The organism is Paracoccus sp. SY, assembly GCF_002901215.1.
In the GTDB taxonomy this organism is placed as follows: domain Bacteria; phylum Pseudomonadota; class Alphaproteobacteria; order Rhodobacterales; family Rhodobacteraceae; genus Paracoccus; species Paracoccus acridae.
Genome location: NZ_NWMQ01000002.1, coordinates 185,613 through 208,142, shown reverse-complemented (window position 1 = coordinate 208,142; position 22,530 = coordinate 185,613). Strand labels below are relative to the sequence as shown.

Below are 22,530 nucleotides of genomic sequence, written 5' to 3'. Positions count from 1 at the left end.
TGAAAACATAACCGGCGCGAGGGGCAAGAACCATGGACGGATTCACGATCATCGACGCGGTGGTGGCTGCGGTCATCATCCTTTCGGCCATCCTGGCCTGGTCGCGCGGATTCGTGCGCGAATCGCTGGCGATCCTGGGATGGATCGGCGCGGCGGTGCTGGCCTTCATCTTCGCCGCCGCCATGCGCCCGCTGATCGCGCAACTGCCGGTCCTGGACCGCTTTCTCGGCGACAGCTGCGAACTGGCGACCATCGCGGGCTTTGCCGTGGTCTTCGCGCTGGCGCTTGTAGTCTTTTCCATCATCACCCCGCTGTTCTCCTCGGTCGTGCAACGCTCGGCGCTTGGCGGGGTGGATCAGGGCATGGGCTTCCTGTTCGGCGTGGCCCGCGGCATCCTTTTGGTCGCGATCGCCTTCATCGTCTATGACCGCGTGATGACCAGCCAGCAGGTCGCGGTGGTGGAAAACAGCCGCAGCGCCCAGGTGTTCGAGCGGATGCGCGGCCAGATGAACCAGCAGATCCCCGACGACGCGCCGGGCTGGATCGTCAGCCGCTATGAACAGATGGTGGCGGGCTGCACCGCGACCGCAACGCCCTCGGCGCAGGAAACACCGCCCGCCAACTGATGCGCCGGGCGCATGCCTGCCCTGCCATGACGGTTTGGTGACGAAAAACCGCCCCCGTCGGCTTGCGGGGGCGTGACTTTGGGTCGCACCCGCACTACATGGGGCGGGACAGCCCAAAGCCATTCAGGATGCCGCGATGCAACCATTCCTGGCCCATCCGTTCGATTCGGACCGCCTCCATGAAGAATGCGGCATCTTCGGGGTCATCGGCGTCGCCGATGCCTCGAGCTTCGTGGCCCTTGGCCTGCACGCGCTGCAGCATCGCGGCCAGGAAGCGGGCGGCATCGTCGCCCATGACCCCGAAAGCGGCTTCAACAGCGCCCACCGCTTCGGCTATGTCCGCGACAACTTCACCAAGGCCGACGTGATGGGGACCCTGCCGGGGCCGCTGGCCATCGGCCATGTGCGCTATTCCACCGCCGGCACCAAGGCCGCGACGGCGATCCGCGACGTGCAGCCCTTCTTCGGCGAATTCCACATGGGCGGCTGCGCCATCGCCCATAACGGCAACATCACCAACGCCGCCGCCCTGCGCCGCGAGTTGATCGAGCGCGGCTCGATCTTCCAGTCCTCCAGCGACAGCGAATGCATCATCCACCTGATGGCGCGGTCGATCCAGCGCAACATCCCCGAACGGATGAAGGACGCCTTGCGCCGGGTCGAGGGCGCGTTTTCCGTCATCGCCATGACGCGGACCAAGCTGATTGGCGTGCGCGATCCCCTGGGCGTGCGCCCGCTGGTCATGGGCAAGGTGGGCGAGGGCTTCGTGCTGGCGTCGGAAACCTGCGCGCTGGACATCATCGGGGCCGAGTTCATCCGCGAGATCGAGCCGGGCGAAATGGTCGTGATCTCGCGCGGAGAGGTCGAAACGTCCCGCCCCTTCGGGCCGTCCACGGGGCGGTTCTGCATCTTCGAGCATGTCTATTTCTCGCGTCCCGATTCGATCATCGGCGGGCGTTCGGTCTATGAGACCCGCCGCCAGATCGGCGTGGAACTGGCGCGCGAGGCGCCCATCGAGGCCGATCTGGTCTGCGGGGTGCCCGACAGCGGCACGCCCGCGGCCATCGGCTTTGCGCAGGAATCGGGCATCCCTTACGGGTTGGGGATCATCCGCAACCAGTACATGGGCCGCACCTTCATCGAGCCGACCGAGCAGATCCGCAACATGGGCGTGCGGTTGAAGCTGAACGTCAACCGGTCGCTGATCGCGGGCAAGCGGGTGGTTCTGGTCGATGACAGCGTGGTGCGCGGCACCACGTCGCGCAAGATCAAGGACATGATCCTGGACGCGGGCGCGGCCGAGGTGCATTTCCGCATCGCCTCGCCCCCGACCGCATGGCCCTGCTTCTATGGCGTGGACACGCCCGACCGCGACAAGCTGCTGGCCGCGAACATGACGCCCGAGGAGATGCGCGACTGGATCGGCGTCGATTCGCTGGCCTTCGTGTCGCTGGACGGGCTTTACCGCGCCGTGGGCGAGGCCGAGGGCCGCAACAAGGCCTGCCCGCAATATTGCGACGCCTGCTTTTCGGGCGATTATCCGGTGGCGCCCTTCGACCAGCTTGAGCGTGGGTTCCGCATGAAGTCGGGATCGGAAACCGCGATGAACGAGGCGGCGGAGTAACGGGGGACTTCACGTCCCCCGCACCCCCTGTGGGATATTTGCGCACAGAAGATGCTCAGCGGACGATCCGTTCCAGCGGGTCGTACCAGGCAGCGTGCTGGCCCCAAACGGCGCGGGCCAGCATTCCGGGCTTGTGGCGCAGGCGGGCAAGGTCGGCGCGCGTGGCCCAGGTGAAGCGGTTCACCACCTTTTCGGGATCTTCCAGGACAATCCCGGCATTGCCGGTCAGCCTGGCGCGGAAGATGATCTCGACCTGATGGAAGCCGCGTTCGGGGTCGTGGAATTCGTTGACCAGGATCGGGGCGCTGACGGTGATCGCAAGGCCGGTTTCCTCGGCCACTTCGCGGATCAGGTTTTCGGGCAGCGACTGGCCGGGTTCGACCCCGCCGCCGGGCAGGCACCACAGGTCGGACTGCTGGCCGGGATAGGCGTTGACCAGCAGCAGCCGGTCGTCGCGCAGGATCGCCGCGCGGACCGCCAGCCGGAGCGGCTTCATCCGGTGATCCGGTTGACGTGCCCCATCTTGCGCCCCGGGCGCGGCGTGCCCTTGCCGTAAAGGTGGACCTGCGTCTTCGGCGATTTCAGCAGGTCGGGCACGCGGTCCAGGTCGTCGCCGATCAGGTTTTCCATCACCACATCCGCATGGCGCTTGCCGTCGCCCAGCGGCAGGCCCGCCACCGCACGGACATGCTGTTCGAACTGATCGACCGCGCAGCCGGCCTGGGTCCAGTGGCCCGAGTTGTGGACGCGGGGCGCGATCTCGTTCACGATCAGGCCCTGGGGGGTCACGAACAGCTCGACCCCCATGACGCCGACATAATCAAGCGCATTGGCGATGCGGGCGGCGATCAGCACCGCATCGGTCGTGATCTTGCCGGGCAATCCGCAGGGCACGGTGGTGGTGCGCAGGATGCCCCCTTCATGGACATTCAGGCCAGGGTCAAAGGCCGCGACCTGCCCGTCAGCGCCGCGCGCGATGATGACGCTGATTTCGGCCGAGAAATCAACAAAGCCTTCCAGCACGGATGGCGCGCCGGTCCATTCGGCGGGACCGCCGCCGATCCGCACCTGACCCTTGCCGTCATAGCCCATGCGGCGGGTCTTGAGGATCGAGGGGCGGCCGATCCGCGCAACGGCCGCGTCAAGGTCAGTCTCGGCCGGGACGTCGGCGAAGGGTGCGGTCGCCAGGCCGATGTCGTTCAGGAAGGTCTTCTCGGTCAGCCGGTCCTGGGACACCGCCAAGGCGCGGCGGTTGGGCCGGATCGGACGGATCGATTCCAGCAGATCCAGGGTCGTGGTCGGCACATTCTCGAATTCATAGGTGATGACATCGACGCTTTCGGCGAAGGCGCGCAGGGCGGCCTCATCCTCATAGGGCGCGGTGGTCACGCGCCAGGCGACGTCGCCCGCAGGGGCGGCACCGGGTTCGAAGATGTGGCAGCGCAGGCCAAGGCGGCTGGCCGCGACGGACAGCATCCGGCCCAATTGCCCGCCGCCCAGGATGCCGATGGTCTGGACGTCACTCATCGCGCGGCTCCTTGGGGATGGAATCGGACAGCGCCTGCCGCCATTCGTCCAGGCGCTGCGCCAGGTCGGGGTCGGACAGGGCGAGGATCCCCGCCGCCATCAACCCCGCATTAGCCGCGCCCGCCGACCCGATGGCCATGGTCGCCACCGGATAGCCCTTGGGCATCTGCAGGATGGAATAAAGCGAATCGACCCCGGACAGGGCCTTGGTCTGGACCGGCACGCCGATCACCGGCACGCGGGTCTTCGACGCCATCATGCCCGGCAGGTGCGCCGCGCCGCCCGCGCCCGCGATAATGACGCGCAGCCCGCGTTCCACCGCCGTCTTGCCATAGTCCCACAGCCGGTCGGGGGTACGGTGCGCGCTGACGATCCGGGCCTCGTATCCCACGCCCAGTTCATCCAGAATCGTCGCGGCTTCCTTCATCGTAGGCCAGTCCGACTGGCTGCCCATGATGATGCCCACAGGTTTGTCCATTCGTCGTCCCCCGCATCTGCCCGCCCGTCCTAGCGCGCAGGGGCGCAGGCCGCAATCAGGCGATGATGTCGGGGGTGATCTCGTCTTCCAGGCGCGAGATCTGGTCCTTGAGCATCAGCTTCTGCTTCTTCAGCCGTTGAAGCGCCAGCGAGGATGTCAGTTGCTGCGCCGACAGGGCCGCGATCGCCTCGTCCAGGTCGCGGTGTTCGCAGCGCAGCGCGGCCAGCTTGGCGCGGATGATTTCGTCATGGGACATCTCGTGGTGCATGTTCATCTTGCTTGGCCTGGCTGACGCGTGAAACCGCTTTGTCACTATAATCCGTAGCACGGCACATGTTAACAGAATGCTTCGCAGTGCGTGGATCGGGCTTGCATTTTTGCCCGCCCTTCCAGGATTGGACCCGTTGCCTCACAAGGGGTTGCGCGCAATGGCATCCCTTGTGCCGCCGCCGACGCCGGATCGCGCGGGCCTGTGCGATCCCGTCCCGACCGGCCTTGCATGGCCCGTCGCGCGCCCACATATTGATGGCAAGCGGATCGCCGCCAAAGGGGTCCGCAAACCAGTCGCTTGACGGAAAGAGGGCTGACGATGACCAAGATTTCGCTGGGTGCGCATCCGTATCTGCTGGGGTTCGACCAGCTTGAACGACTGGCCGAACGGGCCGCGAAAGGCGCCGAAGGCTATCCGCCCTATAACATCGAACACATCGCCCCGGACGGGTTCCGAATCACGCTGGCCGTCGCGGGTTTCGCGGAACAGGATCTGTCGGTCACGACCGAGGACCGGCAGCTTGTGATCCGCGGCCGGATGGCCGATCCCGAAGGGGACCGCGTCTTCCTGCACCGGGGCATCGCCGCCCGTGCCTTCCAGCGCAGCTTCGTTTTGGCCGATGGGGTCGAGGTCGAGGGCGCCCAGATGGAGAACGGGCTTTTGCACATCGACCTGCGCCGGCAGCAGCCCCAGCAGGTCGTCCAGACCATTCCGATCAGCCGCAAGTAAGGGGATCATCATGGATACCAAATTCGATTTCGGCGGCATCGACGCCGAAAAGACCGTCTATATCCGGCAGGTCGAGACCCGCACCCTGCCCCAGGAAATCCAGCAGCAACTGCCGGGGATCGAGACGATGTATGCCGTCCACGACACCGATGGCGAACGGCTGGCCCTGGTCAAGGAACGCCCGCTGGCCTTCATGCTGGCGCGCCAGAACGAACTGACGCCCGTCAGCGTCCACTGACCGCCTTGTCTGGCGGCGGGGCGGTCACGCCCTGCCGCGCAGGATGCCGCGCCAGGCCAGGATCGCCAGGATCGCGCTGAAGACGCCAAGCTGATAGATCAGAGCGTGCGACATCGCCCCGGTATAGTCGCCGCCCCCCTGCCCGTTCAGCCGGACGAAGAACAGGCTGGACACGACCGCGATGCCGATGGCCGCGCCGACCTGCTGGAAGGCCTGCATCGCCCCGGACCCCGCGCCCGCGTCGCGGCCGGGCACCGATTGCAGCACCGTCTGGAACAGCGGAGAGATCGTCAGCCCCATCCCCAGCCCGCAGATCGCCAGGGGCGCCGCCAGCGACATCACCCCGAAGGGCTGGGGCGGATGGCCGGTCAGATGGCGCAGATAGGCCATCCCCGCCAGCATGATCGCCACCCCGACCGCCATGCGCCGGGACATCGCCCTGGTGCCGAAGCGCCCGGTGACATAGCTGCCCAGCATGATCCCCAGCGGAAAGGGCGCCGTGGCCATGCCGGAATGCAGCGGATCCAGCCCGAACCCGGTTTGCAGATAGATCGCCAACACCAGGAACATTCCGGGGATGGCCGAGAAATGCAGCATCACCATCGCGACCCCCGACAGATAGCCGCCGTTCCGCATCAGCGCCACGGGCAGCAATTGCCCCCGGCCGCGGCGCGCAAGCCTGACCTGGCGCCAGACGAACAGCGCCCCCAGCGGCACCGCCGCCGCCAGCATCGCCACGCACCACCAGGGCCAGCCCAGCAGCGCGCCCTCGATCACCGGCAGGACGACCATGATCACGGCCAGCGAAAAGATCGCGATGCCGATCCAGTCGATCCGCATCCGGGAATCGGATGACAGCGCGGGGATCCAGCGAAGCCCCGCCGCGATCACGAAGATCCCCACCGGCAGGTTGACCAGGAAGATCGGCCGCCAGTCCAGCCCCCAGATGTCGCCGATGATCAGCGCGCCGCCCAGCAGCGGCCCGGTGACGGCCCCCAGGCTTGCCACCACCCCGGCAAGCGCGAACGCGCGGGCCTTCTGTTCGGGCGGAAACATCACATGCATGATCGCCATCACCTGCGGCACCATCATGGCCCCGCCGATCCCTTGCAGGGCGCGCGACCAGATCAGCATCGGCATGGACAGCGCGAACCCGCACAGCGCCGAGGCCAGCGTGAACAGCGCCACCCCCCACAGGAACAGCCGCTTGCGCCCGAACTTGTCGCCGAAGCGCCCGAAGGGCAGCAGCCCCGCCGCGAAGGCCAGCACATAGGCCGCCGAGACCCATTCGATCTGCGCCGCGGTGGCGTTCAGGTTGTCCCTGATCGAGGGCAGCGCGACGTTCACGATGCTGACGTCGATCAGGTTCATGAAGTTGCCCAGCAACAGCAGCACCGTTGCCAGCCACGGGTTGTAGCCGGCAATGCCTGGACTTGTCGGGGTCATGATGCCGCCTTCTTGCAGATCGTGGAATTTCCGGACGGTCTAGGGCATTGTCCCGGGTTCGACCATCCGCACTCCGATGCTGACTTCGTGGGGGCGATAAAGTTCCCTCGCGGCGGCCTCGAACAGCATCAGATGCGTGGCGCCGTGGTTGCGCGCCACCAGGGCCTGCCACAGCGCGGCGCGGGGACCTTTCGGCGGCGCAACGGGCAAGGGCGACAGGATCGCGTCGTCGGGCGCATCGAGTGCCACGCCCGGCAGCGGCTGGACCAGCAGCAGCGCGTCCAGATCCCGTGCAGCGCGCAAGGCGGGGGCGAGTTGTTCGGGACGGTCGGGCTGGACCGCCAGCACGCGGGCCTTGCCCCGGTCGGCGATCAAGGCGCGCAGGCCGGTCGGCGTCATGCCCCCTGTCGCAGGGCGGCGCAGGCCCTTGACCCTGCCGCCCAGCAGGACCGGATCGCCCCAAGCGTCGGTCACGGACATCACCGCGACCACGCCCCCTTCGTCGCGCAGGGCGATATCGTCGCCGGGCTGCACCCGTGCCGCGAAATCCGCATCGACCTGCAAGGCCAGCGGCACCGGCCAGGGCGACACCGCGCCGCCCTGAACAGCGTCGTGGTCGGCCCGGGTCATGTAGCCGCGCAAGGGGGCATATGCCCCGTTCATCAGCAGGGCCAGGTCGCCCGCCTGTTGCGCGTCCAGCGTCCAGGCAGGCAGCCGGGCGGAATCTGCCAGCAGGGCGGCTGCGGCCTCGGGGGAAACGTAAAGCTCTCGGATCATCATGGGCCATGGCTAGCGCAGGCCCGGCCGTTTGTCATCCTTGCCCGTTCGGTGTAGGGATCGGCTGTTATCGCCAACGGGGGGTTGCATGACCAATATCCGCGCCGTGATCTTCGACATGGACGGCTGTCTTGTGGACAGCGAACCCATGTCGCTGCAAACCCTGGCGGATCTGATGGCGGCCGAGGGGCTGCCCACCACCACCGACGAATTGCGCCGCAAATTCCTGGGCGTGTCGATCCAGTCCATCGTCAGCCACATCGCCGAGGCCCTGGACCGCGACGACCTGCCCGACTTTGCCCGCGATTTCGAGGAAAGCCTGCTGGCGCGCTATCCTGCCGAATTGCGGGTGATCCCCGGCATCCCCGCCCTGCTAGACGATCTGGCGGCGCGCGGGATCATGGTGGCGATCGCCACGGGCAGTTCGATCCGCAGGCTGGGGATCACGCTGCAGGTCGCGGGACTGGCCGAACGGTTCGGCGCCGCCGTCTTCAGCGCCGATCAGGTCAAACATGGCAAGCCCGCGCCCGACCTGTTCCTGCTGGCCGCAAGCCGGCTGGGCATCCCGCCCGCCGCCTGCGCGGTGATGGAGGATTCGCCCCACGGCATCGTCGGCGCCCGCATGGCCGGGATGCGCGCGGTGGGCTTTACCGGCGGCACGCATCTGGAGGGGATGCGCGACGATCATGCCCGACGCCTGGCGGAAGCCGGGGCAGTGGCCGTGCTGCCGGATCTGTCCGGCATGGCGGATGTGCTGCTGGATCATCAATCGACAAGCGCCTGAGGGGGGACGCATGAGTTTTCTGGGGATCGACCTTGGCACTTCGGGCCTGCGCGCCTTGCTGGTGGACAGCGGCGGCAGGCCCATCGGCGCGACGGAACGGCATTATCCGGTCAGCCATCCGCATTCCGGCTGGTCCGAACAGGACCCGGCCCACTGGATCGCGGCTCTGGACGGCGCCGTGGCGGAGCTGCGCGACCGCCACCCGGAATTTGCCGCCCTGCGCGGCATCGGCGTGGCCGGTCACATGCATGGCGCCACGCTGCTGGATGCCGACGATCGGGTGATCCGCCCCTGCATCCTGTGGAACGACACACGCAGCCATGCCGAGGCCGCGCGCCTGGACGCCACCCCCGGCCTGCGCGACCTGTCGGGCAACATCGTCTTTCCCGGCTTCACCGCGCCCAAGCTGGAATGGGTGCGCGAACACGAACCCGAAAACCACGCGCGCATCGCCCGCGTCCTGCTGCCCGCAGCCTTCCTGAACCTGTATCTGACCGGCGATCACGTCACCGACATGTCGGACGCGGCGGGCACGTCCTGGCTGGATATGGGGGCGCGCGACTGGTCGGACGCGCTGCTGGCGGCCGGGCACATGCGCCGCGACCAGATGCCCCGGCTGGTCGAAGGGTCGGCCGCCGCCGGGCAGTTGCGCGGCGATCTGGCGCAGGCCTGGGGCCTGTCGCATCCGGTGGTGGTGGCGGGCGGCGCGGGCGACAACGCCGCCGCCGCCTGCGGGATCGGCGCGATGGCCGAGGGCCAAGGCTTCGTGTCGCTGGGCACCTCGGGCGTGCTGGTGGCGGCGCGGGACGGCTATCACCCCGCGCCGGAAACCGCGCTGCACACCTTCTGCCACGCGGTGCCGGATACCTGGTATCAGATGGGGGTGATGCTGTCGGCGACCGACAGCCTCAACTGGCTGTCGCAGATTACCGGGGCCTCGCCCGCCGACCTGACCGCGCCCTTGGGTGATGATTTGCGGGCACCGGGCGGGGTGCGGTTCCTGCCCTATCTGTCGGGCGAACGGACGCCGCACAACGACGCGGTGATCCGGGGCGCCTTCACGGGGCTTGGATCGGGGACCACGCGCGACGACCTGACCCGCGCCGTGCTGGAAGGCGTGGCCTTCGGCCTGCGCGACAGCCATCAGGCCTTGCGGGAAACCGGCGCGCGGCTGGACCGGATGATGGCCATCGGCGGCGGCGCGCGGTCGCGTTACTGGCTGCGCGTGATCGCGACGACGCTGGACGTGACCCTGACCCTGCCTGCCGACGGCGAATTCGGCGCGGCCTTGGGTGCGGCGCGGCTGGGCATGGTCGCGGCGGGCGCGGGCAGCGTGGCCGATGTGATGACCGCCCCCGACGTGGTCGAGGAAATCGCCCCCGACGCCACCCTGCGGGACCGCTTCGACGAGGCCTACGGCATGTTCCGCGCAGCCTATCCGGGGATCCGGGCGGTGCAATAGTCCCGCCCGGACGCCGCGATTCCAAGGGGATGAAAAAAAGCATTGTGCCATGTCAGTTTGCTGTCGCAATCTGGCCCCAGCATGACGGCCGCGTAACCGCCGCATCACCAGTCTGGGAGGACACATGACCGCTTCGAAACTGCTGGGCGCCCTGTTCGCCGCAACGATCCTGACCGCGCCCGCCTTCGCGCAGAGCTATCCCGAACGCCAGATCACCATGGTCGTGCCCTTCTCGGCCGGGGGGCCGACCGACACGGTCGCGCGCCTTGTGGCCGAACGCATGTCCGAAGACCTGGGCCAGCAGATCGTGATCCAGAACGTCGGCGGCGCGGGCGGCACGCTGGGCGCGTCCCAGGTCGCCAAGGCCGAGGCCGACGGATACACGGTGCTGCTGCACCATATCGGCATGGCGACGTCCGACACCCTGTATCGCAACCTGCCCTATGAAACGCTGGACGCCTTCGAATATGTGGGCCTCGTGACCGAGGTGCCGATGGTCGTCACCGCCCGGCAGGATTTCGAGCCGGCCGATTTCCCGGCCTTCATCGAATACGTCAAGGCCAATGCCGACAGCCTGACGCTGGCCAATGCGGGCATCGGCGCGGCCAGCCACCTGTGCGGGATGCTGCTGATGCAGGCGCTTGAGGCGCCGTTGGTCACCGTTCCCTACAAGGGCACCGGCCCGGCGATGACCGATCTTCTGGGCGGACAGGTGGACATCATGTGCGACCAGACCACCAACACCACCCAGCAGATCAAGGCGGGCACGATCAAGGCCTATGCCGTGACCACGCCGGAACGGCTGGACCTGTTCCCCGACCTGCCCACCGCCGCCGAATCCGGGCTCGAGGCGATGCAGTTCGGCATCTGGCACGGCATCTATACCCCGAAAGGCACCGCGCCCGAGATCAACCAGCGTTTGTCGGAATCGCTGCAAAAGGCCCTGGCCGACGAAGACGTGGCGAAGGCCATGGCCGACCTGGGCACCGCCCCCTCGCCTGCCGAGGACGCCACCCCCGAGGCGCTGAAGACCAAGCTGGAGGAGGAGATCGCCCGCTGGCAGCCCGTCATCGAGGCCGCGGGCGTTTACGCCGACTGATCCACGCGCCCGCCGCCCTTCCGGCGGCGGGCTTTCCGACAAGGGGGGGGAACCATGTCCACGAAACCGAAGGACGGCACCGACATCGCGGCGGGCCTGCTGTTCATGGCCATTGCCGCGTTCTTTGCCTGGCAGGGACTGGGGCTGGAGATGGGCACCTCGATCCGCATGGGACCGGGCTATTTCCCGATGGTCCTGTCGGCCATCCTGTTCCTGCTGGGCGCGGTGATCCTGTTCAAGGCCTTCGGGCGGCCCGACGACGAACCCATCGGCCGCTTCGCCTGGCGGGGCATCCTGTTCATCCTGCCCGCGCCGATCTTCTTCGGCCTGACGGTCCGGGGCCTGGGCTTCGTGCCCGCGCTGTTCTTCACCACGCTGATCGCCAGCCAGGCATCGGTGCGGATGCGCCCGCTGCCCGCGCTGATCCTGGCGATCGTGGTCACGATCATGTCCACGCTGATCTTCAGCTATGGCCTGGGGCTGCCCTTCCGGCGCTTCGGTCCCTGGCTGCCGCTGTAAGGGGCGATCATGGACCTGCTTTCCAACCTAGCCCTGGGATTCGGCGTCGCGTCCTCGCTGGCCAACCTTGCCTTCTGCCTGATCGGGGTGCTGCTGGGCACGCTGATCGGCGTGCTGCCGGGCATCGGCGCCACGGCGACCATCGCCATGCTGCTGCCCATCACCTTCCAGCTTGAACCCGTGTCCTCGCTGATCATGCTGGCGGGGATCTATTACGGCGCGCAATACGGCGGATCGACCACGGCGATCCTGATCAACATGCCGGGCGAAAGCTCCTCCGCCGTGACGGCCATCGACGGATACCAGATGGCGCGCAAGGGCCGCGCGGGAACGGCGCTTGCGACCGCCGCCCTGGGGTCGTTCTTCGCGGGCAGCGTGGCGACCTTCCTGGTGGCGATCTTCGCGCCGCCCCTGACCACCATCGCGCTGAAATTCGGCGCGGCGGAATATTTCAGCCTGATGGTCATGGGGCTGGTCATGTCGGTGGCGCTTGCCCACGGATCGGTGCTGAAGGCGCTTGCGATGGTGGTGCTGGGCCTGCTGCTGGGCATGGTCGGCACCGATGTCTATACCGGCGCGCCGCGTTTCACGATGGGCATGAACCAGTTCGCGGACGGGCTGAACTTCGTGGCCGTGGCCGTGGGCGTCTTCGGCATCGCGGAAATCCTGCGCAACCTGGAAGACGAACACGACCGCCAGGTGATGACCAAGAACATCACCCGCCTGTTCCCCAACCGCGAGGAATTCCGCCAGATGGTCGGCCCCGTCCTGCGCGGCACCGGCATCGGATCGGTCCTGGGCATCCTGCCCGGCGGCGGGGCGATCCTGGCCTCCTTCGCCTCCTACACGATCGAGAAGAAGGTCTCGAAGAACCCCGGCGAATTCGGCAAGGGCGCCCTGGCGGGCGTGGCCGGTCCCGAATCGGCCAACAACGCGGGGGCGCAGACCAGCTTCATCCCGCTGCTGACGCTGGGTATTCCGGCGAACCCGGTGATGGCGCTGATGATCGGGGCGATGATCATCCAGGGCATCGTGCCGGGGCCGAATGTCGTGACCGAACAGCCTGCGCTGTTCTGGGGCATCATCGCGTCGATGTGGATCGGCAACCTGATGCTGGTGGTGCTGAACCTGCCGCTGATCGGGCTGTGGGTGAAGCTGCTGACCGTGCCATACTATGTGCTGTTCCCGATCATCATGGCGATGTGTTCCATCGGGGTCTATTCGGTGAACTCGAACCCCTATGACCTGTTCGCGGTCGCCTTCTTCGGGCTTCTGGGATACGTCATGTCCAAGCTGCGCTGCGAACCCGCGCCGCTGCTGCTGGGCTTCGTCCTTGGCCCCCTGCTTGAGGAGAACCTGCGCCGGGCGATGATCCTGTCGCGGGGCGATCCCACCACCTTCGTCACCCGCCCGATCAGCGCCACGCTGCTGCTGATGTCGCTGGCGATCCTGGTGCTGGTCTTCCTGCCCCAGATCCGCAAGCGCCGGGACGAGGTCTTTACCGAAAGCGACGCCTGAACCCCAACGAACGGAGATCACCATGACGTCCATCACCCGCCGGATCCTGCTGGGATCGGCCCTGGCCCTTGGCCTTGCCGGGGCTGCGGCCGCCCAGTTCCCCGAACGCCAGATCACGCTGGTGATCCCCTTCGCCGCCGGAGGGTCCACCGATGTCGTGGGCCGCATCGTCGCGGAACGGATGTCGCAGGAACTGGGCCAGCAGATCGTCGTCCAGAATGTCGGCGGCGCGGGCGGTTCCCTAGGCGCGCAGCAGGTGGCGCAGGCCGATCCCGACGGATATACGATCCTGATGGGCACGGTCGCGACCCATGCGCTGAACCCGCTGATCCTGAAGCAGAAGCCCTATGACCCGGTGACGGATTTCGCGCCGGTGTCGCTCTTGGTTCTGGTGCCGAACGTGCTGGCGGTCCATCCCGACGTGCCCGCCCAGACCGTGCAGGAACTGATCGACCTCGCCAAGGCGGAACCGCTGGCCTATGCCTCCTCGGGCAACGGCACGCCGCTGCACCTGTCGGGCGAATTGTTCAAGGCCATGGCGGGGGTCGAGATCGACCACATCCCCTACAAGGGCTCGGGCCCGGCGCTGACGGACGTGCTGGGCAACCAGGTGCCGATCATCTTCGACAACCTGCCCTCGGCCTCGGGCCATATCAGCAGCGGCAAGCTGCGCGCGCTTGGCGTCACCACGGCCGAACGCGCCCCCAGCTTCCCCGACGTGCCCGCCATCGCGGAAACCCTGCCGGGATACGAGACCTATAGCTGGAACGCCCTGTTCGCCCCGGCGGGCACGCCGCCCGAGGCGATCGAGGCCCTGGCGGCCGCCGCCCAGGCCACCATGGCCGACCCTGCCGTGGTGGCGCGCATGGGCGAGTTTTCGGCCACGGTCGTCGCCTCGACCCCGGCCGAACTGGGCGACCATGTGACGGCCGAGATGGCGAAATGGGAACCCGTGGTCCGCGACGCCAATGTCAGCATGGATTGAACCATCCCCGGATATCGGTGTTTGATTGTGCGCGGCCCGCCTGACGGGCCGCGCACGATACAGCCGGCGAGGGATGGATGAGCGGACTTCTGGCACTTCTGGACGATGTGGCGGCCATTTCCAAAGTCGCGGCGGCATCCATCGACGACGTGGCGGGCCAGGCGGTCAAGGCCGGGGCCAAGGCGGCGGGCGCGGTGATCGACGATGCCGCAGTGACGCCGAAATACGTTCACGGCTTCGATGCCAGCCGCGAAATCCCCATCGTCTGGAAGATCGCGCGCGGATCGCTGTTCAACAAGCTGGTGATCCTGCTGCCCGTGGCGCTGCTGTTGTCGGCCTTTGCCCCCTGGGCGATATCGCCCCTGCTGATGCTGGGGGGCGCCTATCTGTGTTATGAAGGCGCGGAAAAGGTCGCCCATGCCTTTGGCCATGGCGACAAGCACGACAGCGAACAGCATACCCACCCCGAAACCGGCGGCGCTGCGTTGGAAGAACAGCGCGTGGCTGGCGCGATCAAGACCGACTTCATCCTGTCGGCGGAAATCATGGTTCTTGCCCTGTCCACGATCCCCGGCACCGACACGGTCTGGATGAAGGGGCTGATCCTGGCGGTGGTCGCCGTGGGCATCACCGCCGCCGTCTATGGCTTCGTCGCGCTGATCGTGAAGGCCGACGACGTGGGCGTCTATCTGGCGACCCACCGCACGGGGTTGCGCGCCGCCATGGGGCGCGGCATCGTCAAGGTGATGCCGGGGTTCATGAAGACCCTTACGGTCGTGGGCACCGCCGCGATGATCTGGGTGGGCGGCCAGATCGTGCTGCACGGATTCGCCGAACTGGGCTGGGCCGGACCCTATGACTGGATCCACCACCAGGCCGAGGCTGCGGCCCATGCCGTCCCCCAGGCGCCCGGCCTTGTGGCCTGGGCCGTCACGGCGTTCTTCGACGGCATCTTCGGGCTGATCCTGGGCATGATCCTGATCCCCATCGCACACTATGTCATCAACCCGCTGTTGCAGGCCACCGTGGCCCCGCTGATGGCGCGGCTGCGCGGGGCGTGATCCGGCGGGCTGACGCAACGGCATGAAATATCTGCTTCTGGCTTTGGGCCCGGAAAGATTGACCATGTGGTCAAAGGGTGTCACCTTCCTGTCATGCGGATGTTGCGTTCGCGTCACCTTGGCCCGTTAGGTCGGCGCGAACCGCAACTCCATAAGGGGAGGAAATCATGAACAAACTTTTCGCAGCGTCCGGCGTGGCGCTGATCGCGTCCTTGTCGGCCGCGAATGCGCAGACCGAAATCCAGTGGTGGCATGCCATGGGCGGCGAACTGGGCGCCAAGCTTGAGGAAATCACCAAGGGCTTCAACGACAGCCAGCAGGAATACCGGGTCGTGCCGTCCTACAAGGGCACCTATCCCGAAACCATGACCGCCGCGATCGCCGCCTTCCGCGCGCAGCAGCAGCCCGCCATCGTCCAGGTCTTCGAGGTCGGCACCGGCACCATGATGGCCGCCCAGGGCGCCATCGTCCCGGTCCACCAACTGATGCAAGAACAGGGCGCCAATTTCGACCCGCAGGCCTATCTGCCCGCCGTCGTCGGCTATTACACCGACACTGATGGCAACATGCTGTCGCTGCCCTTCAACAGCTCGACCCCGATCGTCTATTACAACAAGACGGTCTTCGAGAAGGCGGGCCTGGATCCGAACACCCCGCCCAAGACCTGGGCCGAGCTTGAGGAATTCAGCACCAAGATCCGCGATTCGGGCGCGGCCACCTGCGGATTCACGACCCAGTGGATCAGCTGGATCCAGACCGAGAACCTGTCGGCCTGGCACAACCAGCCGATCGGCACCGAACAGAACGGCTTTGGCGGCACAAGCGCGCGCCTGACCCTGAACGGGCCGGTCCAGGTCAAGCATTGGGAAAACCTCAAGCGCCTGTCCGACGAAGGCATCTTCAAATATGGCGGCCCGGTGGGCGGCGACAACGCGGCGCCGATGTTCTATTCGCAGGAATGCGCGATGTACATGGCAAGCTCGGCCAGCCGGGCGGGCGTGATCGCCAATGCCAAGGACTTCGAGGTCGGATACGGGATGCTGCCCTATTACGACGATGTCGAGGGCGCGCCGCAGAACTCGATCATCGGGGGGGCCTCGCTCTGGGTGCTGGCGGGCAAGCCGGACGAGGAATATGCCGGCGTCGCGAAGTTCTTCGAATACCTCTCCACCCCCGAGGTTCAGGCGGACTGGGCCTCGTTCTCGGGCTATCTGCCGATCACGCAGGCGGCGATGGACCAGCTGTCCGGCTTCTATGGTGAAAACCCCGGCGCCGACACGGGCATCAAGCAGATCACGCTGAACGAGCCGACCGAGAATTCCAAGGGCCTGCGCTTTGGCAACTATGTCCAGATCCGCGGCATCATCGACGAGGAGTTCGAGCAGCTTCTGTCGGGGTCCAAGGACGCCCAGGGCGCGCTTGACGCCGTGGTCGAACGCGGCAACGCGCTGATCGCCGAGTTCGAGACGCAGAACCAGTAACGCACCGGCGGGGCCGCGCCATCGCGGCCCCTTCCCTCCGAAAAGGCAAGACGATGAAGCGCACCCTGTTCCGCAACCAGTTGCTGCCCTGGCTGCTGCTGGCCCCGCAACTGGCGATCACCTTCATCTTCTTCCTGTGGCCCGCAGCCCAGGCCGTGCGGCAAAGCTTCCTTCGCCAGGACGCCTTCGGCATCAACACCACCTTCGTGGGCCTGTCGAATTTCAAGGCGCTGTGGAACAGCCCGGAATATCTGAATTCCTTGCAGGTGACGGCGATCTTCGCGGTGCTGGTCACGGTGCTGTCGATGGGCTTCGCGCTGCTGCTGGCGGTGGCCGTGGACCGGATGATCCGTTCGACCAGCGTCTATACCACGCTGCTGGTCTGGCCCTATGCGGTGGCCCCGGCGGTTGCGGGGATCCTGTGGTGGTTCATCTTCAATCCCACCATCGGCGTGATGCCCTATTTCCTGGACGTGATCGGCTATGACTGGAACCATATCAGTTCCAAGTCCGACGCCATGACGCTGGTGGTGATCGCCTCGGCCTGGAAGCAGATCAGCTATAATTTCCTGTTCTTCGTGGCGGGGCTGCAATCCGTGCCGGCGTCCTTGCGCGAGGCTGCCGCCATCGACGGCGCGGGTCCGGTGCGCCGCTTCTTCGACATCACCGTGCCGCTGCTGTCGCCCACCACCTTCTTCCTGCTGGTCGTCAACATCGTCTATGCCATGTTCGACACCTTCGGCGTGATCGACGCCACGACCGAGGGCGGGCCGGCGCAGGCTACCAACATCCTGGTCTACAAGGTTTATTTCGACGGCTTCGTGGGGCAGAACATGGGGTCTTCCGCCGCGCAATCGGTGATCCTGATGCTGATCGTGATCGCACTGACGGTGGTCCAGTTCCGCTATGTTGAAAAGAAGGTGGCCTATTGATGATCGAGAACCGTCCCGGCCTGAACCTTCTGGCGCATCTGACCCTGATGCTGGGGGTGGCCATCGTCGCCCTGCCCGTCTGGGTGGCCTTTGTCGCATCCACCCATACCGCGACCGACTTCATGTCGGGCACCATCCCGCTGTGGCCCGGCCCGCATCTGGTCGAAAACTATGCCCGGATGCTGGACGCGGGCGTGTCCACCAGCGGCACGCCCCCCGTCGGCACGATGATGTGGAACAGCCTGGTCATGGCGCTGCTGATCGCCTGCGGCAAGATTGCGATCTCCATCACCTCGGCCTTCGCCATCGTCTATTTCCGCTTTCCGCTGCGCAACATGGCCTTTTGGTGCATCTTCATCACCATGATGCTGCCAGTCGAGGTGCGGATCGTGCCGACCTTCCAGGTGGTGGCCGACCTGGGGATGCTGAACAGCTATGCCGGGCTGTCGATCCCGCTGATCGCATCCGCCACCGCGACCTTCCTGTTCCGCCAGGTCTTCCTGACCATCCCCGATGAGCTGACCGAGGCCGCGCGCATCGACGGCGCCGGGCCCATGAAGTTCTTCCGCGACATCCTGCTGCCCCTGTCGCGGACCAATATCGCGGCGCTGTTCGTGATCCTGTTCATCTATGGCTGGAACCAGTATCTGTGGCCGCTGCTGATCACGACCAGCAGCGATTATTACACCATCGTCGCGGGCATCAAGCGCATGGCGGATGCGGTGGACGGGCTGCCGCAATGGCATCTGGTGATGGCGACCGCCATGCTGGCGATGCTGCCCCCCGTTGCCGTGGTGATCGGGATGCAGCGCCTGTTCGTCAAAGGTCTTGTCGAGACGGAGAAGTAAGAAAAAATGGCATCAATCACCCTCGACAAGGTCGGCAAGATCTATGCGGGCGGCACCCGCGCCGTGGGCGACGTCAGCATCGATATCGCGGATGGCGAATTCATCGTGCTTGTCGGGCCGTCCGGCTGCGGCAAGTCCACCCTGCTGCGCATGGTCGCGGGGCTAGAATCGATCAGCGAAGGCACGGTCCGCATCGGCGACCGCGTGGTCAACGACATCGAACCCGCCGACCGCGACATCGCCATGGTGTTCCAGAACTATGCGCTTTATCCGCATATGTCGGTGCGCCAGAACCTGGCATACGGGCTGAAGAACCGCCGCACGCCCAAGGCGGAAATCGACAAGCGCGTGGCCCAGGCGGCCGAGATCCTGCAGATCGGCCCCTTCCTGGACCGCAAGCCCCGCGCCCTGTCCGGCGGCCAGCGTCAGCGCGTCGCCATGGGCCGCGCCATCGTCCGCGAACCGGCCGCCTTCCTGTTCGACGAACCGCTGTCGAACCTGGACGCCAAGCTGCGCGTCACCATGCGGCTGGAGATCAAGGAATTGCAGCGCCGCCTGCGCACGACCTCGATCTATGTCACCCATGACCAACTCGAGGCGATGACGCTGGCCGACCGCCTTGTGGTGCTGAACGCGGGCCGGATCGAACAGATCGGCACCCCGCTGGAGGTTTATCGCAGGCCCGCGTCCACCTTTGTCGCCAGCTTCATCGGCAGCCCGGCCATGAACCTGATCAGCCGCCACGCGGTCCCGCACCTGCCCGGCACGGCCCATGCCGGAACCATCGGCATCCGCCCCGAGGATCTGGCGGTCGCCCCCGACGGTCCCATCGAGATGGAGGTTCTGGCGGTCGAGGAACTGGGCGCGCAACGCCTGGTTCACGGCCAGACCGGAGGAGAACGGCTGACCGTGACCATGCCGTCGGGCGAACCCTTGCCCGAATACCTGCGCCTGGCCTACCGCCCCGGATCGCTGCACCTGTTCGAGGCGGATACGGGGCGGCGCATCGACTGACGCGTCAGGCGCGCATTGCCCTCGGCTGGGGCGCGGAGTCCAGATGCAGGGACATGCCGTCGCCCAGCTTCATGGCCGACAATTGTTCCTGCATCATGGCGTTCACCTGCGATCCGATCCTGCCCGGCAGGGCGGCAGAGGCATCGGCGATCTGGACCATGGCCGCCACCTGCCGTTGCTGGTCGTGGTCGATGCCTGCCGCCTTGAGCCAGCGGATCGGTTCGCGAAGATCGCCGATGTCGATCCCGCCCTGCCACGGGTCGGGATCAAAGGGATTGCGCTGCACCTCGACGAAAAGCGGGATGCAAATTTCTTTTCCATCATTGGTCGTCAGGCAAAATCTTGCCGGCATTTATAATACTCCCTGAAAAGTTTATAGTTATATATACCTAATATAAATCCTATATCATTAAAATAGAAAATATTTAATCTATTACAACGTCTAAAATTTGTTCTGTGTTTGTTCTGTCGGGAACATGTGCTAGAATCGCTCTACCCAGAGAGGAATCAAGATGAGTCTGTTTTGCTGCGGCCATGGTGCGCATCATCCCATCACCTGCATCGTTCCCCCCTATATGCTGCGGGTGCTGGCCCTGCGCGGCGATCCCAGGACGGCTGAAATGGCGCGGACGCTGCTGAAGCAGACCGAAAGGCTGCGCGACGAACGGGCCGAACTGATGGAGGCCGGCCTGCCCCCGGCGCAGCCCCTGGGCACCACCGCGGTCGCACCCGTCCAGGATCTGTGCTGCCCGGACCGCCGCATCCATGACGGCCAGCACAAGGCCGCGCTTCCGGGCAAGCTGGTCCGGTCCGAAGGCGACGGCCCGACCGGCATTCCCGATGCCGACACCGCCTATGAGGCGGCAGGCCAGGTCTTTTCCCTCTTCGCCGAGGAATATGGCCGCAATTCCCTGGACGGCCAAGGGATGCCGCTGGTCGCCACCGTCCATCACCGCCGCGACTACAACAACTCCTTCTGGAACGGCACGCAGATGGCCTATGGCACCGGCGACGGCAAGATCTTCCGCACCTTCCTGGAACTGTCGGTGATCGGGCACGAAATGGCGCATGGCGTCATCCAGCATTCCGGCGGGTTGATCTATGAAAACCAGTCGGGCGCGCTGAACGAAAGCATCGCCGATGTCTTCGGCAGCCTGTCCCTGCAGCGCGCCCTGGGGCAAGAGGTTCACCAGGCCGACTGGCTGGTCGGGCGCGGCATCCTGGGGCCCGGCATCAACGGCGCGGCCCTGCGCAGCATGAAGGCGCCGGGCACGGCCTATTCCGACGACCTGCTGGGCCAGGATCCCCAGCCCTGGCACATGGACCATTTCGTGACGACGACCGACGACAATGGCGGGGTGCATATCAATTCCGGGATCCCGAACCACGCCTTCTACCTGTTCTGCGCCTATCTGGGCGGGCGGGCCTGGGAACTGCCGGGCCGGGTCTGGTATCGCGCGCTGCAGACGCTGAACAACCCCATGGCCAGCTTTGCCGACTGGGCGGACCAGACCATGGACGCCGCGATCGAACTGACCGGGCGCGGCAGTTACGAGACGATCATGCTGCGCCGCGCCTGGAAACTTGTCGGAATCGCGATCTAGGCCTAGATTCCCCCAAACCAGCGGGGGATCTTCGGCCATGATCATCGACATCGCGGCGCAGGGCGGCTTTGGCGGCATCAGCGCCGCGCAGATGCGCAAGACCATCGACGTGGAAGACCAGCCCGAACAGATGCGCCAGGAACTGTGCGACGCCTTCGAGCCGGATGAGCTGGCCCGCCTGGCCCGCCAGCCCTGCGGCGACTGCGCCGACCGGATGACCTATCTGATCACCGTGACCGAGAACAGCGAGACCCACCGATTTACCCTGCGCGAAGCCCAGATCCCGCCCGAGATGCTGGATTTGATCGACCAGATGTAGGACAGGCGACACCACCCCGCCCTTTGCCTTGATCCAAATATCCCACGGGGGTCCGGGGGTGTGAAACCCCCGGTGCGACACCTGAAATCAGCCCTGCGCGTGACCCTTGTGCCGGCGGTTCCACATGACCGAGTTCACGAAGGCGGCGCCGATGAAGATCGCGCCCAGCATCCCGGTGACGACCTCGGGCAGGTGCCACATGGTCTGGCCGAACATGATGATCGACAGGATCAGGATCGACCAGAAGGCGCCGTGTTCCAGATACCGGAACTCCGCCAGCGTGCCGCGTTCGACCAGCATCACGGTCATGGACCGCACATACATGGCGCCGATCCCCAGACCGATGGCGATCAGGAACAGGTTCTGGGTCAGGGCAAATGCGCCGATCACCCCATCGAAGCTGAAGGATGCGTCCAGAACCTCCAGATACAGGAACCCGCCCAGGCCGACCTGGGCCGTCCCCCGCGCGGCATCCTGCGCCTGTCCCCAGCGGTCCAGCACATGGCCCAAGGCGTCCACGGCCAGGAAGGTGACGATCCCCCACATGGCGCTGTACATGAAGATCTGCTCGTCCCGGACAGGCAGCAGCCAGACGAACAGCAGGATGATCACCAGGACGAAGCCCACCTCCATCCCGCGCACCGACCCGGCGCGGCGCAGGGCACGTTCGATCTTGCCGATCCAGTCCACGTCCTTGGACTGGTCGAAGAAGAAGCTCAGCGCGACCAGCATCAGGAAGGCGCCGCCGAAGGCCGCGATGGGCAGATGCGCCTCGTGGATCAGGCGCGAATATTCTTCGGGGTCGGTTGCGGCCAGCCGGATCGCGGCCAGGGGGCCGACATGGGCGGCGATCACCACGATCAGCAGCGGAAAGATGATCCGCATCCCGAAGACCGCGATCAGGATGCCCCAGGTCAGGAAGCGCCGCTGCCATTTGGGCGTCATTTCCTTCAGCTTGTTGGCATTGACGATGGCGTTGTCGAAGGACAGCGAGATTTCCAGGATCGCCAGCACCAAGGCGATCATGAAGAAGGACACCGCCCCGGTCGTGCTGCCGGTAAAGCGCAAGCCAAGCCAGGCCGCCAGGGCGATGCCCACGACCGTGACGATCAGCGGCCACCGCAGATAGGACAGGGACGAGCGCATGGACATTTCTCCTTCCGTCTGTGACCGACCGATAAGCGGCTG

At 66.0% G+C, this 22,530-nt stretch carries 25 protein-coding genes; 17 read left to right on the top strand and 8 right to left on the bottom strand.

The window, feature by feature from the left end; translation table 11 throughout:
- Nucleotides 1-32 precede the first annotated feature (32 nt).
- Together CK944_RS02830 and purF are read left to right on the top strand one after the other, a co-directional pair.
- On the top strand, nt 33-626 hold the full coding sequence (locus CK944_RS02830) for a CvpA family protein (RefSeq protein WP_103171515.1): 594 nt from the start codon (nt 33-35) through the stop codon (nt 624-626).
- A gap of 136 nt (nt 627-762) precedes the next feature.
- Complete coding sequence (gene purF, locus CK944_RS02825) at nt 763-2,250, top strand: amidophosphoribosyltransferase (RefSeq protein ID WP_103171514.1); 1,488 nt, start codon at nt 763-765, stop codon at nt 2,248-2,250.
- 55 nt (nt 2,251-2,305) lie between these two features.
- Here purF and CK944_RS02820 read toward each other — a convergent pair whose 3' ends face one another.
- The 4 genes from CK944_RS02820 to CK944_RS02805 are packed head-to-tail and all read right to left on the bottom strand — an operon-like array spanning nt 2,306 to nt 4,529.
- Complete coding sequence (locus CK944_RS02820; protein WP_103171513.1) at nt 2,306-2,746, bottom strand: NUDIX domain-containing protein; 441 nt, start codon at nt 2,744-2,746, stop codon at nt 2,306-2,308.
- Nucleotides 2,743-3,777, bottom strand: coding sequence for a 5-(carboxyamino)imidazole ribonucleotide synthase (locus CK944_RS02815; protein WP_103171512.1), 1,035 nt, complete (start codon nt 3,775-3,777; stop codon nt 2,743-2,745). Before CK944_RS02815 ends, CK944_RS02820 begins: the two co-directional genes overlap by 4 nt.
- A complete protein-coding gene (gene purE / locus CK944_RS02810) occupies nt 3,770-4,255 on the bottom strand; it encodes a 5-(carboxyamino)imidazole ribonucleotide mutase (protein WP_103171511.1) in 486 nt (161 codons plus the stop codon). The genes CK944_RS02815 and purE overlap by 8 nt, the downstream gene beginning before the upstream one ends.
- 55 nt (nt 4,256-4,310) lie before the next feature.
- Nucleotides 4,311-4,529, bottom strand: coding sequence for a YdcH family protein (locus CK944_RS02805; RefSeq protein WP_103171510.1), 219 nt, complete (start codon nt 4,527-4,529; stop codon nt 4,311-4,313).
- 315 nt (nt 4,530-4,844) lie between these two features.
- Between CK944_RS02805 and CK944_RS02800 the strand changes: the two genes are divergently transcribed.
- Together CK944_RS02800 and CK944_RS02795 are read left to right on the top strand one after the other, a co-directional pair.
- Nucleotides 4,845-5,255, top strand: a complete 411-nt coding sequence (locus CK944_RS02800) for an Hsp20 family protein (protein ID WP_103171509.1) — start codon at nt 4,845-4,847, stop codon at nt 5,253-5,255.
- A 10-nt stretch (nt 5,256-5,265) separates the two neighbouring features.
- Nucleotides 5,266-5,493, top strand: a complete 228-nt coding sequence (locus CK944_RS02795) for a DUF1150 family protein (protein WP_103171508.1) — start codon at nt 5,266-5,268, stop codon at nt 5,491-5,493.
- A 24-nt stretch (nt 5,494-5,517) separates the two neighbouring features.
- Here the strand turns inward: CK944_RS02795 and CK944_RS02790 are convergent, their stop codons facing one another.
- Nucleotides 5,518-6,939, bottom strand: a complete 1,422-nt coding sequence (locus tag CK944_RS02790) for an MFS transporter (RefSeq protein WP_103171507.1) — start codon at nt 6,937-6,939, stop codon at nt 5,518-5,520.
- A gap of 39 nt (nt 6,940-6,978) precedes the next feature.
- On the bottom strand, nt 6,979-7,719 hold the full coding sequence (locus tag CK944_RS02785) for a hypothetical protein (RefSeq protein WP_103171506.1): 741 nt from the start codon (nt 7,717-7,719) through the stop codon (nt 6,979-6,981).
- Between the two features lie 85 nt (nt 7,720-7,804).
- On the opposite strand from CK944_RS02785, the gene CK944_RS02780 reads away from it, so the two are divergent.
- The 11 genes from CK944_RS02780 to CK944_RS02730 all read left to right on the top strand — a co-directional run bounded on the left by CK944_RS02780 (nt 7,805) and on the right by CK944_RS02730 (nt 19,419).
- Nucleotides 7,805-8,500 carry an HAD family phosphatase gene (locus CK944_RS02780; protein WP_103171505.1) on the top strand — a complete coding sequence of 232 codons (696 nt, stop codon included), beginning with the start codon at nt 7,805-7,807 and terminating at the stop codon, nt 8,498-8,500.
- A gap of 10 nt (nt 8,501-8,510) precedes the next feature.
- Nucleotides 8,511-9,962: a xylulokinase gene (gene xylB, locus CK944_RS02775; protein ID WP_103171504.1), complete on the top strand. Its 1,452-nt coding sequence runs from the start codon at nt 8,511-8,513 to the stop codon at nt 9,960-9,962.
- 124 nt (nt 9,963-10,086) lie between these two features.
- Complete coding sequence (locus CK944_RS02770; RefSeq protein WP_103171503.1) at nt 10,087-11,061, top strand: tripartite tricarboxylate transporter substrate-binding protein; 975 nt, start codon at nt 10,087-10,089, stop codon at nt 11,059-11,061.
- A 54-nt stretch (nt 11,062-11,115) separates the two neighbouring features.
- Nucleotides 11,116-11,580: a tripartite tricarboxylate transporter TctB family protein gene (locus CK944_RS02765; protein ID WP_103171502.1), complete on the top strand. Its 465-nt coding sequence runs from the start codon at nt 11,116-11,118 to the stop codon at nt 11,578-11,580.
- A 9-nt stretch (nt 11,581-11,589) separates the two neighbouring features.
- The gene (locus CK944_RS02760) at nt 11,590-13,098 is read left to right on the top strand and encodes a tripartite tricarboxylate transporter permease (RefSeq protein WP_103171501.1); all 1,509 of its coding nucleotides are present in this window, start codon (nt 11,590-11,592) and stop codon (nt 13,096-13,098) included.
- 22 nt (nt 13,099-13,120) lie between these two features.
- Nucleotides 13,121-14,083: a tripartite tricarboxylate transporter substrate binding protein gene (locus CK944_RS02755; RefSeq protein WP_103171500.1), complete on the top strand. Its 963-nt coding sequence runs from the start codon at nt 13,121-13,123 to the stop codon at nt 14,081-14,083.
- Nucleotides 14,084-14,160: 77 nt separating this feature from the next.
- Nucleotides 14,161-15,144, top strand: a complete 984-nt coding sequence (locus CK944_RS02750; protein ID WP_103171499.1) for a DUF808 domain-containing protein — start codon at nt 14,161-14,163, stop codon at nt 15,142-15,144.
- Between the two features lie 167 nt (nt 15,145-15,311).
- Nucleotides 15,312-16,625 (top strand): sn-glycerol-3-phosphate ABC transporter substrate-binding protein UgpB, encoded by a 1,314-nt coding sequence (gene ugpB, locus CK944_RS02745; protein WP_103171498.1) that lies wholly within the window; start codon nt 15,312-15,314, stop codon nt 16,623-16,625.
- Between the two features lie 53 nt (nt 16,626-16,678).
- Complete coding sequence (gene ugpA, locus CK944_RS02740) at nt 16,679-17,557, top strand: sn-glycerol-3-phosphate ABC transporter permease UgpA (RefSeq protein ID WP_103171497.1); 879 nt, start codon at nt 16,679-16,681, stop codon at nt 17,555-17,557.
- Nucleotides 17,557-18,405 (top strand): sn-glycerol-3-phosphate ABC transporter permease UgpE, encoded by an 849-nt coding sequence (gene ugpE, locus CK944_RS02735; RefSeq protein ID WP_103171496.1) that lies wholly within the window; start codon nt 17,557-17,559, stop codon nt 18,403-18,405. The genes ugpA and ugpE overlap by 1 nt, the downstream gene beginning before the upstream one ends.
- Nucleotides 18,406-18,411: 6 nt before the next feature.
- Complete coding sequence (locus CK944_RS02730) at nt 18,412-19,419, top strand: sn-glycerol-3-phosphate import ATP-binding protein UgpC (RefSeq protein ID WP_103171495.1); 1,008 nt, start codon at nt 18,412-18,414, stop codon at nt 19,417-19,419.
- A 4-nt stretch (nt 19,420-19,423) separates the two neighbouring features.
- On the opposite strand, the gene CK944_RS02725 is transcribed toward CK944_RS02730, so the two are convergent.
- Nucleotides 19,424-19,771: a hypothetical protein gene (locus tag CK944_RS02725; RefSeq protein WP_103171494.1), complete on the bottom strand. Its 348-nt coding sequence runs from the start codon at nt 19,769-19,771 to the stop codon at nt 19,424-19,426.
- A gap of 160 nt (nt 19,772-19,931) precedes the next feature.
- Here CK944_RS02725 and CK944_RS02720 point away from each other — a divergent pair, with 160 nt between their 5' ends.
- Nucleotides 19,932-21,023 carry a M4 family metallopeptidase gene (locus CK944_RS02720; RefSeq protein WP_103171493.1) on the top strand — a complete coding sequence of 364 codons (1,092 nt, stop codon included), beginning with the start codon at nt 19,932-19,934 and terminating at the stop codon, nt 21,021-21,023.
- A 37-nt stretch (nt 21,024-21,060) separates the two neighbouring features.
- Nucleotides 21,061-21,342 carry a protealysin inhibitor emfourin gene (locus CK944_RS02715; protein ID WP_103171492.1) on the top strand — a complete coding sequence of 94 codons (282 nt, stop codon included), beginning with the start codon at nt 21,061-21,063 and terminating at the stop codon, nt 21,340-21,342.
- An 87-nt stretch (nt 21,343-21,429) separates the two neighbouring features.
- Here CK944_RS02715 and CK944_RS02710 read toward each other — a convergent pair whose 3' ends face one another.
- Complete coding sequence (locus CK944_RS02710; protein WP_103171694.1) at nt 21,430-22,488, bottom strand: DUF475 domain-containing protein; 1,059 nt, start codon at nt 22,486-22,488, stop codon at nt 21,430-21,432.
- Nucleotides 22,489-22,530: the final 42 nt, after the last annotated feature.

Excerpts from the sequence above, each read along its gene's own strand:
- CK944_RS02755 (WP_103171500.1), top strand. The coding sequence starts at position 13,121 with ATGACGTCCATCACCCGCCGGATCCTGCTGGGATCGGCCCTGGCCCTT.
- CK944_RS02795 (WP_103171508.1), top strand. The coding sequence starts at position 5,266 with ATGGATACCAAATTCGATTTCGGCGGCATCGACGCCGAAAAGACCGTC.
- ugpB (WP_103171498.1), top strand. The coding sequence starts at position 15,312 with ATGAACAAACTTTTCGCAGCGTCCGGCGTGGCGCTGATCGCGTCCTTG.
- CK944_RS02780 (WP_103171505.1), top strand. The coding sequence starts at position 7,805 with ATGACCAATATCCGCGCCGTGATCTTCGACATGGACGGCTGTCTTGTG.
- CK944_RS02765 (WP_103171502.1), top strand. The coding sequence starts at position 11,116 with ATGTCCACGAAACCGAAGGACGGCACCGACATCGCGGCGGGCCTGCTG.
- CK944_RS02730 (WP_103171495.1), top strand. The coding sequence starts at position 18,412 with ATGGCATCAATCACCCTCGACAAGGTCGGCAAGATCTATGCGGGCGGC.
- CK944_RS02720 (WP_103171493.1), top strand. The coding sequence starts at position 19,932 with ATGAGTCTGTTTTGCTGCGGCCATGGTGCGCATCATCCCATCACCTGC.
- CK944_RS02815 (WP_103171512.1), bottom strand. The coding sequence starts at position 3,777 with ATGAGTGACGTCCAGACCATCGGCATCCTGGGCGGCGGGCAATTGGGC.
- CK944_RS02790 (WP_103171507.1), bottom strand. The coding sequence starts at position 6,939 with ATGACCCCGACAAGTCCAGGCATTGCCGGCTACAACCCGTGGCTGGCA.
- xylB (WP_103171504.1), top strand. The coding sequence starts at position 8,511 with ATGAGTTTTCTGGGGATCGACCTTGGCACTTCGGGCCTGCGCGCCTTG.
- CK944_RS02750 (WP_103171499.1), top strand. The coding sequence starts at position 14,161 with ATGAGCGGACTTCTGGCACTTCTGGACGATGTGGCGGCCATTTCCAAA.
- CK944_RS02725 (WP_103171494.1), bottom strand. The coding sequence starts at position 19,771 with ATGCCGGCAAGATTTTGCCTGACGACCAATGATGGAAAAGAAATTTGC.
- CK944_RS02715 (WP_103171492.1), top strand. The coding sequence starts at position 21,061 with ATGATCATCGACATCGCGGCGCAGGGCGGCTTTGGCGGCATCAGCGCC.
- CK944_RS02820 (WP_103171513.1), bottom strand. The coding sequence starts at position 2,746 with ATGAAGCCGCTCCGGCTGGCGGTCCGCGCGGCGATCCTGCGCGACGAC.
- CK944_RS02770 (WP_103171503.1), top strand. The coding sequence starts at position 10,087 with ATGACCGCTTCGAAACTGCTGGGCGCCCTGTTCGCCGCAACGATCCTG.
- purF (WP_103171514.1), top strand. The coding sequence starts at position 763 with ATGCAACCATTCCTGGCCCATCCGTTCGATTCGGACCGCCTCCATGAA.
- CK944_RS02710 (WP_103171694.1), bottom strand. The coding sequence starts at position 22,488 with ATGCGCTCGTCCCTGTCCTATCTGCGGTGGCCGCTGATCGTCACGGTC.
- CK944_RS02800 (WP_103171509.1), top strand. The coding sequence starts at position 4,845 with ATGACCAAGATTTCGCTGGGTGCGCATCCGTATCTGCTGGGGTTCGAC.
- CK944_RS02830 (WP_103171515.1), top strand. The coding sequence starts at position 33 with ATGGACGGATTCACGATCATCGACGCGGTGGTGGCTGCGGTCATCATC.
- CK944_RS02760 (WP_103171501.1), top strand. The coding sequence starts at position 11,590 with ATGGACCTGCTTTCCAACCTAGCCCTGGGATTCGGCGTCGCGTCCTCG.
- purE (WP_103171511.1), bottom strand. The coding sequence starts at position 4,255 with ATGGACAAACCTGTGGGCATCATCATGGGCAGCCAGTCGGACTGGCCT.
- ugpA (WP_103171497.1), top strand. The coding sequence starts at position 16,679 with ATGAAGCGCACCCTGTTCCGCAACCAGTTGCTGCCCTGGCTGCTGCTG.
- ugpE (WP_103171496.1), top strand. The coding sequence starts at position 17,557 with ATGATCGAGAACCGTCCCGGCCTGAACCTTCTGGCGCATCTGACCCTG.
- CK944_RS02805 (WP_103171510.1), bottom strand. The coding sequence starts at position 4,529 with ATGAACATGCACCACGAGATGTCCCATGACGAAATCATCCGCGCCAAG.
- CK944_RS02785 (WP_103171506.1), bottom strand. The coding sequence starts at position 7,719 with ATGATGATCCGAGAGCTTTACGTTTCCCCCGAGGCCGCAGCCGCCCTG.